We start from the raw sequence: 12,994 nt of genomic DNA, 5'->3' as shown, positions 1-12,994 counted from the left end.
GGTGCTCCGGGGGGACGGGTGTCAGGGGGTGGGGCCCGGACGGCCGGTCCCGGGCTGAACGGGTCCGAAGCCGGTGGCCCCGGTCCGGCATCCTCGCAGACCGGGGCCCGGGCCGGCGCGCCGGTCAGCGGCCGCGCAGCTCCCGCCGCAGGATCTTGCCGCTGGCCGACTTCGGCACGGCGGTCAGGAAGGCCACGGCGCGCACCTTCTTGTACGGCGCGACCCGGTCGGCGACGAAGGTGATCACCTCGGCCTCGGTCAGCTCGCTGTCGGGGACGCGGACCACGAAGGCCTTGGGCCGTTCGCTGCCGTCCTCCTCCGGGACCCCGACCACGGCGGCGTCGGCGATCTGCGGGTGGGTCAGCAGCAGCGCCTCCAGCTCGGCCGGGGCGACCTGGTAGCCCTTGTACTTGATCAGCTCCTTGACCCGGTCGACGACGAAGAGGTAACCCCGCTCGTCGACGTAGCCGACGTCGCCGGTGTGCAGCCAGCCGTCCGGGTCGATCATGGTGTCGGTCTCGGTGGGCCGGCCGAAGTAGCCCTTCATCACCTGCGGGCCGCGGATCAGGATCTCGCCCCGCTCCCCGGTGCCGAGGTCCGGCGCGCCGCCGTCCACCGAGCGGATCCGCAGCTCGGTACCGGCCACCAGCTTGCCGACCGTGCCGGGCGCCGGTGCCGGGTCGTCCAGCGGGACCACGTGGGTGGCCGGCGACAGCTCGGTCATGCCGTAGCCCTGGTGGACGGTGGGCAGCCCGAGCCGGGCGGCGCAGGCGGCGGCGAGCTCGGCGTCCAGCGGGGCGGCGGCGCTCAGCACGTAGCGGACGGAGGTGAGGTCGAAGGCGTCGACCATCGGGTGCTTGGCCAGCGCCAGCACGATCGGCGGGGCCACGAAGAGCGCCTGGACCCGGTACTCCTCGATGGTGCGCAGGAACTGCTCCAGGTCGAAGCGCGGCAGCACCACGGCGGTGGCGCCGGCGCGCAGGGTCCGGTTCAGGATCACGGTGAGCCCGTATATGTGGAAGAAGGGCAGCACGCCGATCACCACCTCGCCCGGCTCGATCCGGGTGACGGCGTCGACCTGGGCCAGGTTGGTGCCGATCGAGCGGTGGGTCAGCATCACCCCCTTGGGCAGGCCGGTGGTGCCGCTGGAGTAGGGCAGCACCGCCAGGTCGGTGGCCGGGTCGATGGCCACCTCGGGCACCGGGCCGGTGCAGGCCCGCAGGTCCGCCAGGGTGCGGTGGGCGGCGGTGCCGTGGCCGCCCTTACCGCGGTCGTCGCCGTCCAGCAGGATGATCTCGCGCACCGTCTTGCCGCCGTCGGTGGCGGCCAGCGCGACCGGCAGCAGCGCGCTCGCGACCAGCAGCAGGTTCGCCCCGCTGTCGCGCAGCTGGCCGGCCAGTTCCTCGGGGGTGGCCAGCGCGGAGACCGTGGTGACGGTGGCGCCCGCGGTGCTGGCGGCGTAGAGCGCGACCGGGTAGACCAGCGAGTTGGGACTGTGCAGCGCGACCACGTCGCCCTTGACCACCCCGGCCTCGGCCAGCCCGGCCGCCACCCGGTCGACCGCCTCGGCCAGCTCCCGGTAGCTCACCCGCTCGCCGGTCAGGCCGTCCAGCAGGGCGCTCCGGTCACCGTACTCGGCCGCCCGGGACAGCACCAGGGTGTGCAACGGCTGGTCCAGGACCGGGACATCGGGGTACTCGCTGCGGAACGCCATGGGGACTCCTCACGGTTGGCGGTTCGTGGCCGGTGGGCCGTGCCCGAGGTGCTACCCGGTGGCCGGGCGCCGCACGCACGGCGCTCCGGCCACCGGTGCTGCCTGCACCGTCGTTGACCCTCCGTCAGTAGGAGCGCGGCAGGCCAAGGGTGTGCTGGGCCACGTAGTTGAGGATCATCTCCCGGCTGACCGGGGCGACCCGGCCGACCCGGGTGGCGGAGAGCAGCGCGGCCAGCCCGTACTCCTGGGTCAGGCCGTTGCCGCCCAGGGTCTGCACCGCCTGGTCCACCGCCCGGCAGGCCGCCTCGCCGGAGGCGTACTTGGCCATGTTGGCGGCTTCGCCGGCGGCCAGGTCGTCGCCCGCGTCGTAGAGGTGGGCGGCCTTGCGCATCATCAGCCGGGCCAGCTCGACCTCGATGGTGCACTGGGCGAGCGGGTGGGCCAGACCCTGGTGGGCGCCGATCGGGGTGTCCCAGACGGTGCGGGTCTTCGCGTAGGCCACCGCGGTGGCCAGCGCCTGGCGGGCGACCCCGAGGGAGAACGCCGCGGTCATGATCCGCTCCGGATTGAGGCCGGCGAACAGCTGCTGCAGCCCGGCGTTCTCGTCGCCCACCAGGGCCTCGGCCGGCAGCCGGACGTCGTCCAGGAAGACCTGGAACTGCCGCTCCGGGGAGACCAGTTCCATCGGGATCGGCCGGTATTCAAAGCCGGGGGTCTCGCGCGGCACGATGAACAGGGCCGGCTTGAGCTTGCCGGTGCGCGCGTCGGCCGTGCGGCCGACCACCAGCACCGCGTCGGACCCGTCGATACCGGAGATGAAGACCTTGCGGCCGTTCAGCACCCAGTCGGTACCGTCCCGGTGGGCCACGGTGGAGAGCCGGTGCGAGTTGGATCCGGCGTCCGGCTCGGTGATCGCGAAGGCCATCCGGCGGGTGCCGTCGGCCAGCGCGGGCAGCCAGGCCCGCTTCTGCTCGGGGGTGCCGAACCGGGCCAGGATGGTGCCGCAGATCGCCGGCGAGACCACCAGCATCAGCAGCGGGCAGCCGACCGTGCCGAGCTCCTCCAGCACGATCGCCAGCTCGTAGACGCCGGCGCCGCCACCGCCGTACTCCTCCGGCAGGTTGACGCCGAGGAAGCCCAGCTTGCCGGCCTCGGACCAGAGTTCGTCGGTGTGCTCGCCGGCCCGGGCCTTGGCCAGGAAGTAGGACGAGCCGAACCGCCGGCCCAGGTCGCCCACCGCCTTGCGCAGCGCGATCCGCTCGGGCGACTCGATCAACGGGCTCTCGGGAGTGCTGGATGCGGCCATGCGGGCTCCTTGGGTGCTGGGTTGACGGGCAGTCGGGAGTGTTCAGTCCTCGGCGACCGGCTCGGCCGGGGTGAGGACCGCGAGCAGGGTGCCGAGGTCGACCTGCTGGCCGGCGGCGGCGCGCAGTTCGGCGACCGTGCCGTCCACCGGGGCGGCCACCTGGTGCTCCATCTTCATCGCCTCCAGCCAGAGCAGCGGCTGCCCGGCCCGCACCCGGTCGCCCACCGCGGCGCCCACCCGGACCACGGTGCCGGGCATCGGGGCGAGCAGTGCCCCCGGGGTGCGCTGCTCGACCGGCTCGGGGAAGCGCGGCAGCTCGGTGAGGGTCACCGCGCCCGCCGGTCCGTCGAGTTCGACGGTCGTGCCGTAGCGGGCCAGCTGCCAGCTGCGACGCAGCCCGCCGGCCAGCTCCAGGGTGACCCGGTCGGGACGGGCTTCGAGCAGCCGGACCTCCGGGTGGTCCTCGGCCAGCAGGCCGTCCCTAATGTGTCGGTAACGGACCGTCAGCTCCGTGCCGTCCGCGGTGCGGTAGCGGCGCAGCTGGGGCTGGGCGGGCAGGTTGCGCCAGCCGGAGGGGAGCGGGCCCGGGCGGGTCGCGGCGGCGGCGAGGGCGGCGGCGAGCGCGGCCAGTGGCGGCTCGGTCTTGTCCGGGTCGCCCGGGAGCAGCTCGGCGGCGTGCTCGGTCAGGAACGCCGTGCTCAACTCGCCGGCCAGGAAGGCCGGGTGGCGCAGTACCCGGACCAGCAGCGCGCGGTTGGTGGTCAGGCCGTGGATCCGGGCCCGGGTCAGGGCGTCGGCCAGTCGGCGGGCGGCGGCCGCGCGGGTGGGCGCCCAGGCGATCACCTTGGCGAGCATCGCGTCGTAGTGCACGCCGACGGTGCTGCCGTCGACCACCCCGGAGTCGATCCGCAGGCCCGCGGCGCTCGTGGGAGCAGAGCCCGGGCCGGCGGCGCCGCTCGGGCCGCCGTCCGGGGCCGGGAACTCGATCCGGTGCAGCGTGCCGGTCTGCGGCTGCCAGTCGGCCGCCGGGTCCTCGGCGTACAGCCGGGCCTCGATCGCGTGGCCGGTGGGCGCCGGCGGCTCGGCGGGCAGCACCGCGCCCTCGGCCACGGCCAGTTGCAGCGCGACCAGGTCCAGGCCGGTGACGCACTCGGTGACCGGGTGCTCGACCTGCAGCCGGGTGTTCATCTCCAGGAAGGCGAACCGGCCGTCCGGTGCCAGCAGGAACTCCACGGTGCCGGCGCCGGTGTAGCCGATCGCCCGGGCGGCGGCGGTCGCGGCGGCGGCCAGCTGCTCGCGCAGCTCCGGCACCAGGCCGGGGGCCGGGGTCTCCTCGATCACCTTCTGGTGGCGGCGCTGCACCGAGCAGTCGCGCTCGCCCAGCGCCCAGACGGTGCCGTGCGCGTCGGCCAGCAGCTGCACCTCGATGTGCCGTCCGCTCGGCAGGTAGGGCTCCAGGAAGACCTCGCCGTCCCCGAAGGCGGCCGCCGCCTCCGCCGCGGCCGCGGCCAGTTCGCCCTCGACGGCGGCCAGTTCGCGGATCACCCGCATGCCGCGACCGCCGCCGCCGGCGGCCGCCTTGACCAGCAGCGGCAGGTCGGCCTCGGTGGCGCGGGCCGGGTCGACCGGCGCCAGCACCGGCACGCCCGCCGCCGCCATCAGGCGCTTGGCGGCGCTCTTGGAGCCCATCGCGGCCATCGCCGAGGGCGGCGGGCCGACCCAGGTCAGCCCGGCGGCCAGCACCGCCTCGGCGAAGGCCGGGTCCTCGGAGAGGAAGCCGTAGCCCGGGTGGACCGCGTCCGCCCCGGCCGCCCGGGCGGCGGCCACCAGGAGGTCGGCGCGCAGGTAGGTGTCGGCGGGCTGGGCGCCCGGCAGCCGGACGGCGGTGTCGGCCTCGCGGACGTGCGGCGCGTCCGCGTCCGGGTCCGCGTACACCGCCACGGTGGCGATGCCCAGCTCGCGGCAGCTGCGGAAGATCCGGCGGGCGATCTCGCCCCGGTTGGCGACCAGCAGGGTGGTGATCATGTGGGGTTCCTGGAGTTCCTGAGGTTCCTGGGGTGCCTGGGGTTCCGTCATCTCGCGTGCCGTCACATCCGGAAGACGCCGTAGCCGCGCGCGCCCTCGACGGGGGCGCTGTGGATCGCGGAGAGGCAGAGGCCGAGCACGGTGCGGGTGTCGCGCGGGTCGATCACCCCGTCGTCGTAGAGCCGCCCGGAGAGGAAGGCGGGCAGCGACTCCGCCTCGATCTGCTGCTCGACCATCGCGCGGATCGCCGCGTCCGCGTCCTCGTCGTACGGCTGTCCCTTGGCCGCGGCCGACTGCCGGGCCACGATCGAGAGCACGCCGGCGAGTTGGGCCGGACCCATGACCGCGGACTTGGCGCTCGGCCAGGCGAACAGGAAGCGCGGATCGTAGGCCCGGCCGCACATGCCGTAGTGCCCGGCCCCGTACGAGGCGCCCATCAGCACCGAGATGTGCGGGACGGTGCTGTTCGCCACCGCGTTGATCATCATCGCGCCGTGCTTGATGATGCCGCCCTGCTCGTACTCCTTGCCGACCATGTAGCCGGTGGTGTTGTGCAGGAAGAGCAGCGGGACGTCCCGCTGGTTGGCCAACTGGATGAACTGGGTGGCCTTCTGCGACTCGGCGCTGAACAGCACGCCCTGCGCGTTGGCCAGGATGCCGACCGGGTAGCCGAAGAGCGTGGCCCAGCCGGTGGCCAGGCTGCTGCCGTAGAGCGGCTTGAACTCGTCGAAGTCGGAGCCGTCCACCACCCGGGCGATCACCTCGCGCGGGTCGAACGGGACCTTCAGGTCGCCCGGCACGATGCCGAGCAGCTCCTGCTCGTCGTACTTCGGCGGCGCGGCGGCCGGGTCCGGGCCCGGGCCGGCCTTGCGCCAGTGCAGCCGGTGCACGATCCGGCGGGCGATCCGCAGCGCGTCCACCTCGTCGGTGGCGAAGTGGTCGGCCAGTCCCGAGGTGCGGGCGTGCATCTCGGCGCCGCCGAGCGACTCGTCGTCGGCCTCCTCACCGGTGGCCATCTTGACCAGCGGCGGACCGCCGAGGAAGACCTTGGCCCGCTCCTTCACCAGCACGGTGTGGTCCGACATGCCGGGCACGTAGGCGCCGCCGGCGGTGGAGTTGCCGAACACCACGGCCACGGTCGGGATGCCGGCCGCCGACAGCCGGGTCAGGTCGCGGAAGAGCGCGCCGCCCGGGATGAAGATCTCCTTCTGGCTCGGCAGGTCGGCGCCGCCCGACTCGACCAGGTTGACCAACGGCAGCCGGTTGCGCAGCGCGATCTCGTTGGCCCGCAGCGCCTTGCGCAGGGTCCACGGGTTGCTCGCCCCGCCGCGCACGGTCGGGTCGTTGGCGGTGATCACGCACTCGGTGCCCGCCACCGTGCCGATCCCGGTCACCATCCCGGCGCCGACCGGGTAGTCGCTGCCCCAGGCGGCCAGCGGGGACAGCTCCAGGAACGGCGCGTCCTGGTCCAGCAGCAGCTCGATCCGCTCGCGGGCCATCAGCTTGCCGCGGGCCCGGTGCCGTTCCACGTACTTGGGGCCGCCGCCGGCCAGCGCCTTGGCGTGTTCGGCGGCCAGTTCGTCGAGCTTGCCGAGCATCGCCGCGCGGTGCTCGCGGTACTCGGCCGAGCCCGGGTCGACCCGGGTGGGCAGGACGGTCACAGCAGGGCCTCCGGAATGTCCAGGGTGCGGGAGCGCAGCCACTCCCCCAGCGCTTTCGCCTGCGGGTCGAACCGCCGCTGCGCGCCGACGCCCTCGCCCAGCAGGCCCTCGATGACGAAGTTGACCGCCCGCAGGTTGGGCAGCAGATGGCGGGTGATCGGCAACTCGGCGGTCTCCGGCAGCAGTTCGCGCAGGAGGTCGACGGTGAGGGTGTGGGCGAGCCAGCGCCAGGCGTCCTCGGTGCGGACCCAGACGCCGAGGTTGGCGTCGCCGCCCTTGTCGCCGCTGCGGGCGCCCGCGAGGCGGCCGAGCGGCTCGCGGCGGGTGGGGCCGGGCGGGAGGGGGGCGGGGAGGTCCGGGGTTGCGGGGGCTGCGGGGTCTGCCGGGTCCGCCTGAGTCGCGGTGGTCGGGGCGGGCGGGACGGCGCGGCGGGTGCCGTCGGGCAGCTGCGCCCAGTGCTCGACCAGCTTGGCGTCCAGGTGCACCGCCTCGAACACCCCGTACGGGGCGCCGGGGCCGGGCGGCGCGGTGAGGTGGAAGCCCGGGTAGCCGGCCAGCGCGAGCTCCACGGCCGCCGAGCTGACCGCCCGGCCGACCTTGGCCTGGTCCCGGTCCCACACGGTCAGCTGGAGCAGCGCGCTCGCCTCCTGCTCGGTCGGCGCGTCCGGCCGGTCGGTGCGGGCCAGGGTCCAGCGCAGCTCGGCGGGGCGCTGCTCGGGGGTGAGCGCCTGCTCCAGCTGGGTCCGGACCAGGGCGGCCTTGGCCTCGACGTCCAGACCGGTGAGCACGAAGACCACCTCGTTGCGCCAGCCGCCGAGCCGGTTGAGGCCCACCTTGAGGGTCGGCGGCGGGGCCTCGCCGCGCACCCCGCTGATCCGCACCCGGTCCGGGCCGTCCTCGGTCAGCCGGACGCTGTCCAGCCGGGCGGTGACGTCGGGACCCAGGTAGCGCGGCCCGGTGGTCTCGTAGAGCAGCTGGGCGGTGACCGTACCGAGGGTCACCGCGCCGCCGGTGCCCGGGTGCTTGGTGATCACGCTGCTGCCGTCCGCATGCACCTCGGCGAGCGGGAAACCGGGGCGGGTGACGTCGTGCTCGGTGAAGAAGGCGTAGTTGCCGCCGGTGGCCTGCGCCCCGCACTCCAGCACGTGCCCGGCCACCACCGCGCCGGCGAGTTCGTCCAGGTCGCCCGGCCCCCACCCGAAGTGCGCCGCGGCCGGCCCGACCACCAGTGCGGCATCGGTCACCCGACCGGTCACCACCAGGTCGGCGCCCTCCCGCAGGCACTCGGCGATCCCGAAGGCCCCGAGGTAGGCGTTGGCGGCGAGCAGACCGGCGGGCTCGGTGAACTCCGCGGCCCGGTGCAGCAGATCGTCCCCGGCGACCTGGGCCACCCGCACCGCGATCCCCTGGCGGGCGGCCAACTCGTCGATCCGCTCGGCGAGTTCGCCCGGGTTCAGCCCACCGGCGTTGACCACGAGCTTCACCCCGCGCTCCCGGGCCAGCCCGAGGCACTCCTCCAACTGCCGCAGGAACCCCTTGGCGTACCCGAGCCTCGGGTCCTTCACCCGGTCCCGGGCCAGGATCAACATGGTCAGCTCGGCCAGGTAGTCCCCGGTGAGCACGTCGAGCGGCCCCCCGGTGAGCATCTCCCGCATCGCCGAGAACCGGTCCCCGTAGAACCCCGAGGCGTTCCCGATCCGCAACGGCGGAGGCATGGTCGACGTGCCGACGTGGGCCGATCCAGAGCGCGGCATGCAGGAGCCTTTTCGATCGCACCGGGCGAGGTCGGTACCGATGGTGGGTCAGGGGGGAGAAAAAAGCAATCGTGCGTGCTTGTTTTTCACGATGATCTTGAACCGGACCCGGCGGGTGGAACCTGACCACCAGGCCTGGTGCCGCAGTCGGGCCCCCGTGGTCGTCCGCCGCCCCAACTCCCGCAAGGAGCTGTGCAGGAGGCCACATGACCAGGAAAAACACAACGTCGACATGGCCCGCTCGGGCGGCTACCTTTCCACCGAACCGGGTCCGCACCAGGCCCGCCAACCGGAAGAGGCGCATGCCCCAGCTCGCTCTGTACACATTCGGCGTCCTGAAGTCACCTCTCGCCGATCCCGCCCCTCTCACGCGCGAGTTCCACGACAGCGCCGAGCCCATCTACCGGACGATCAGCCGGCACCCCGGATACCTCGCTCATGCCGAAGTGGCGCCCGGCAGCCGGGGCACACACTTCGACCTGGACTGGGGCGCGTGGGGGGAGTTCGCCGTACCGGCCTGGTACGGCAAGGGCCGCACGGTGGAGACCACCGCTTTTGCCGCGACCCTCTCGCTCTGGACCGAGCTGCACCCCGCCTTCGACGCCATCTACACCGGTCTGCACCGTGAGGCGCTGAACAGGCGTTACGACTGGTTCGAGCGGACCGGGCACCCGGCTTACGCGTTCTGGTGGGTCTCCGACGGCGTGATACCCACCTGGCAGGACGGGGTTTCCAGGCTGGAGCACCTGCACGACCACGGAGCCGTGCCGGACGCCTTCACCTTCCACCACGCGTTCGCCCCGGACGGAACTCCCACCAGGGTCAACGGAATCGGCCCGACTCGTCATCAGGCCCGGTAACGTGCTGCGCATGGATGACGATCAGACCGAGAGCTTCCAGGCAGGGCAGGAGGGGCAGTTGACGGCGGAACTGCGTTCCGCCGAACGCCGCCTCCAGGCCGCGCAGCTCGCCGCCGATGCCGATGTACTGGACGTCCTGCTCGACGACCGGCTGCTCTTCACCGGGCCCGACGGGCGCCTGTACGGGAAGGACGACGACCTGGAGGTCCAACGGAGCGGCCGGCAACGCCTCACCCGGGTCGACGAGGAGGACCTCGCCGTCCTGGTCACGGGCGCGACCGGCGTCACCTGGTCCCTCGGCACGCTCGCCGGATCGCTCGAAGGTCAGGACTTCACCGCGCGCGTGCGCTACACGCGCACCTGGGTCCACACGAGCGGGCACGGGTGGCGCGTGATCGCCGCTCACGTCAGCACCGCCTGAGCGGGGGTCAGGCTGCAGCGGTCCCGGCAGACCCGGACGCGAAGTCCAGGATGTGCGGGACCGCTTCGCGCAGGCTGGCGAAGTGGCGGTGCACGCCGTCCACGGCGGCCGCGGTGTTCACGTTCCACACCGTCATCCCCGCCCGCAGCCCGGACTGCACCCCGGACGGGGCGTCCTCGATGACCAGGCAGTCCGAGGGGTCCGCGCCCAGCTGAGCGGCGGCCTGCAGGTACGGGACGGGCGAGGGCTTGCCCTCCGCGACGGCGGCCGCGTCCACGATCAGGCCCGGCACCGGCAGGCCCGTGCGCACGAAGCGGCCGCGCACCCGGTGCTCGTAGTTGGAGGTCACCAGCGCCCAGGAGTCCGCCGGCAGGCCGTGGAGCAGCTGCGCCGCACCGTCGAAGGCCGCGTAGCTGCCGGAACGGACGTCCTCGTCCTCCAACGCGTGCAGCACCGCCAGGCACTCATGCGGATCCCGGTCCGCAGCGACCTGGGCGAACGTCTCCATCGGCCGCGTCCGCAGCGCCACCCGGTAGACCTCGTCCGGCTCCAGCCCGTACCGCTCCGCCCAGGTCGCCCAGACCCGACGCTGGTTGCCGACCGCGTCGATCAACGTGCCGTCGACATCGAACAGGACGTACTTGGTGCGCCGGCCAGGCTGCGCGGATGCACTGATCACGCGGTGATCATGCCAGATGGTGATCGGACATGGTCTGGGCGGCAGCTTTGCCGATGGTGCAACCTTGCCCATCCAGCAGCTTTGCCGGTTCCGAAATCTTGCCTCTCGGGCATCTTTGCCACTCAGGTAATCTTACCCATCGGGCAATCTTGCCGATCCGGCACGTTCTGTCTAGGCTGGCCCGCATGAGCGAGCAGAGCGAGGCCCCCGTCGGGTTGCGGGAGCGCAAGAAGCGGGAGACGCGTGTTGCGCTGAGTCAGGCCACCATCCGGTTGTGCGTGCTGCGCGGGTGGGATGCGGTGACGGTGGAGGACATCGCCGCCGCGGCCGACGTTTCGGTGCGGACGTTCCGCAACTACTTCTCCGGGAAGGCCGAGGCGATCGCCGCCGGACACCTGGAACGGATGCTGCAGGTGGCCGACGAGCTGCGGGGCCGGCCGGTCGACGAGCCGCTGTGGGACTCGGTCGCCCACGCCGTGCAGGCCCGGTTCGCGCCGCAGGGCGGCACCGGTGCGGCCACCGTCGACCAGGAGCGGCGCTGGACCGACGGGGTGCGACTGATGCTCGCCGAACCCGCGCTGCAAGGGGAGCTCGCGAAGGCGAACGCGGTCGCGGAGCAGGAGCTGGCCAAGGCGATCGCCGAGCGCACCGGAACCGATCCGGCCGTCGACGTGTACCCGAGGCTGGTCGCCGCGGTGATCGGGGCCGGCAGCGCCGTCGCCGTGGAGCACTGCCTGCGCCAGGAGCCGCCCGCCCCGCTGGCACCGATGCTGCGCGAGGTGTTCGACCGGGTCGCGGCGGGGTTGCCCGCCGGATAGCGGGCGACCCGGAGCGCGTCGCCGCGCGGGCGCGGGCGCGGACCCATCCCGACTGGATTCCCACCGAATGGATTCCTACCGAACGAGGGGGAGATTGCGATGGACACGGACATGGTCACGGACACGGACGTCGTCATCGTCGGCGGCGGCCCGAACGGGCTGATGCTCGCCTGCGAACTGGCCCTGGCCGGCGTGCGGCCGGTGGTGCTGGAGAGCCGGCCGTTACCGAGCGAGGAGCCGAAGGCGAACGGACTCCTCGGCCAGGTCGTGAAGTTGCTCGACCACCGGGGCCTGTACGAGCGCCTCGGCGGCGTACCGGGCCCGCCGCGGCCGAACTCGGCGTACTTCATGTTCGCGGCGCTGCCGATGAACCTGGGCCTGCTGCCGGACAGCCCGATCCATGCGCTGGCGGTCCCGCAACAGCGCATCGTCGAGGTGCTGGCCGAGCGGGCCGCGGAGCTCGGAGTGGAGCTGCGGCGCGGGCACGAGGTCGTCGCCCTGTCGCAGAGCAAGGACGGGGACGAGGCCGAGGACGCGCAGAGCGTCACCGTCGACGTCGCCGCGCCGGACGGCAAGTACCGCCTGACGGCCCGTTACCTGGTCGGAGCGGACGGCGCCCACAGCATCACCCGCAAGCTGTCCGGCATCGGCTTCCCCGGCATCACCTACGACCGCACCACCAACCGGACCGCGCACGCCACCGTCCCAGCCGACTGGGTGGACCCCACCAGCGGTGCCCTGGACATCCCCGGTTACGGCGCCGTCCTGCCGTTCCTGCCGCACCGCACCGACCACGGCGGCTTCTCCTACGCGCCCTTCCCCGGCCACCCACCGCTGATCAGCACCGTCGAGTGGGACCAGCCCTCGACCGAGGAGCCGATGAGCCTCGACGAACTGCGGGCGAGCGTGCGCCGGGTGCTCGGCGCCGACCTGCCGCTGGGCCCGCCCGGCGGCGAAGGGCCGCACGTGCTGCGCCGGTTGAGCGGCGGCAACACCCGGATCGCCGAGTGGTTCCGGGACCGCCGGGTCTTCCTGATCGGCGACGCCGCGCACATCTACGCCACCGGCGGCGGCCCGGGACTCAACCTCGGCCTGCAGGACGCGGCCAACCTCGGCTGGAAGCTCGCCGCCGAACTCCGCGGCGGCGCCCCGGCCGGACTGCTCGACAGCTACCAGCGGGAGCGGCGGCAGGCCGCGCACCGCATGGTCGTCAACGCCCAGGCACAGGCGGCCCTCACCGCTCCGGGCAGCGACGTCACCGCGCTGCGCGAGCTGTTCGGGGAACTCCTCGAGCACCCGAGCACGGTCGGGCACCTCGCCGCCCTCACCGCCGGCGCCGACCTCCGCTACGGGCCGACCGACCCCACCGACCACCCCCTGGTCGGCCGGTTCACGCCGGACCTGGAGCTGCGCACCCCGGACGGGGTGGTCCGACTCGCGGAGCTGACCGGAACCGCCCGGCCGCTGCTCCTCGACCTGACCGAGGACGGCGCGGCCGCCGGTGCGCTCGCCCCCTGGCGGGACCGGGTGGACGTGGTCACCGCCCAGGCCCACTCCCCCGGCGGCGAGGTCACCGCCCTGCTGCTCCGCCCCGACTGCCACGTCGCATGGGCCTCGGCCGCTCCCCGCCTCGACCCGGCCGACCTGGCAGCGCTGCGCGCAGCAGCCGAGCGGTGGTTCGGCGCCGCCGGAGCCGCCGGTCAGGGGCCGCTTGTGGGTGACGTCTGATCTACTGCCGCCCGACGGACCGAGGGTG

The 12,994-nt window shown here is 73.5% G+C and carries 10 protein-coding genes; 4 read left to right on the top strand and 6 right to left on the bottom strand.

All coding sequences use genetic code 11. The features are described 5' to 3' along the window. Positions 1-124: 124 nt before the first annotated feature. The 5 genes from ACQRUO_RS15615 to ACQRUO_RS15595 all read right to left on the bottom strand — a co-directional run bounded on the left by ACQRUO_RS15615 (position 125) and on the right by ACQRUO_RS15595 (position 8,421). Positions 125-1,714 carry an AMP-binding protein gene (locus tag ACQRUO_RS15615; RefSeq protein ID WP_428316500.1) on the bottom strand — a complete coding sequence of 530 codons (1,590 nt, stop codon included), beginning with the start codon at positions 1,712-1,714 and terminating at the stop codon, positions 125-127. A 124-nt stretch (positions 1,715-1,838) separates the two neighbouring features. Further along, positions 1,839-3,020, bottom strand: a complete 1,182-nt coding sequence (locus ACQRUO_RS15610; RefSeq protein ID WP_428316499.1) for an acyl-CoA dehydrogenase family protein — start codon at positions 3,018-3,020, stop codon at positions 1,839-1,841. A 42-nt stretch (positions 3,021-3,062) separates the two neighbouring features. Beyond that, on the bottom strand, positions 3,063-5,045 hold the full coding sequence (locus tag ACQRUO_RS15605) for a biotin carboxylase N-terminal domain-containing protein (protein WP_428316498.1): 1,983 nt from the start codon (positions 5,043-5,045) through the stop codon (positions 3,063-3,065). Between the two features lie 62 nt (positions 5,046-5,107). After that, positions 5,108-6,706, bottom strand: a complete 1,599-nt coding sequence (locus ACQRUO_RS15600; RefSeq protein WP_428316497.1) for an acyl-CoA carboxylase subunit beta — start codon at positions 6,704-6,706, stop codon at positions 5,108-5,110. Then, positions 6,703-8,421 carry an acyclic terpene utilization AtuA family protein gene (locus ACQRUO_RS15595; protein ID WP_428316523.1) on the bottom strand — a complete coding sequence of 573 codons (1,719 nt, stop codon included), beginning with the start codon at positions 8,419-8,421 and terminating at the stop codon, positions 6,703-6,705. The genes ACQRUO_RS15600 and ACQRUO_RS15595 overlap by 4 nt, the downstream gene beginning before the upstream one ends. Before the next feature lie 341 nt (positions 8,422-8,762). Between ACQRUO_RS15595 and ACQRUO_RS15590 the strand changes: the two genes are divergently transcribed. Further along, a complete protein-coding gene (locus ACQRUO_RS15590) occupies positions 8,763-9,320 on the top strand; it encodes a DUF3291 domain-containing protein (protein WP_428316496.1) in 558 nt (185 codons plus the stop codon). Between the two features lie 10 nt (positions 9,321-9,330). Beyond that, positions 9,331-9,741, top strand: a complete 411-nt coding sequence (locus ACQRUO_RS15585) for a nuclear transport factor 2 family protein (RefSeq protein ID WP_428316495.1) — start codon at positions 9,331-9,333, stop codon at positions 9,739-9,741. A 7-nt stretch (positions 9,742-9,748) separates the two neighbouring features. Here the strand turns inward: ACQRUO_RS15585 and ACQRUO_RS15580 are convergent, their stop codons facing one another. Then, positions 9,749-10,420: an HAD family hydrolase gene (locus ACQRUO_RS15580; protein ID WP_428316494.1), complete on the bottom strand. Its 672-nt coding sequence runs from the start codon at positions 10,418-10,420 to the stop codon at positions 9,749-9,751. A 185-nt stretch (positions 10,421-10,605) separates the two neighbouring features. On the opposite strand from ACQRUO_RS15580, the gene ACQRUO_RS15575 reads away from it, so the two are divergent. Together ACQRUO_RS15575 and ACQRUO_RS15570 are read left to right on the top strand one after the other, a co-directional pair. Further along, entirely contained in the window at positions 10,606-11,238 is a 633-nt protein-coding gene (locus tag ACQRUO_RS15575; protein ID WP_428316493.1) for a TetR family transcriptional regulator, read from the top strand. A 99-nt stretch (positions 11,239-11,337) separates the two neighbouring features. Next, complete coding sequence (locus ACQRUO_RS15570) at positions 11,338-12,966, top strand: FAD-dependent monooxygenase (RefSeq protein WP_428316492.1); 1,629 nt, start codon at positions 11,338-11,340, stop codon at positions 12,964-12,966. Positions 12,967-12,994: the final 28 nt, after the last annotated feature.

It is taken from the genome of Kitasatospora sp. LaBMicrA B282 (assembly GCF_050325825.1).
Lineage (GTDB): Bacteria > Actinomycetota > Actinomycetes > Streptomycetales > Streptomycetaceae > Kitasatospora.
Note: the sequence above shows the minus strand (reverse complement) of the source record. Positions and strands in the feature narration are given on the sequence as shown.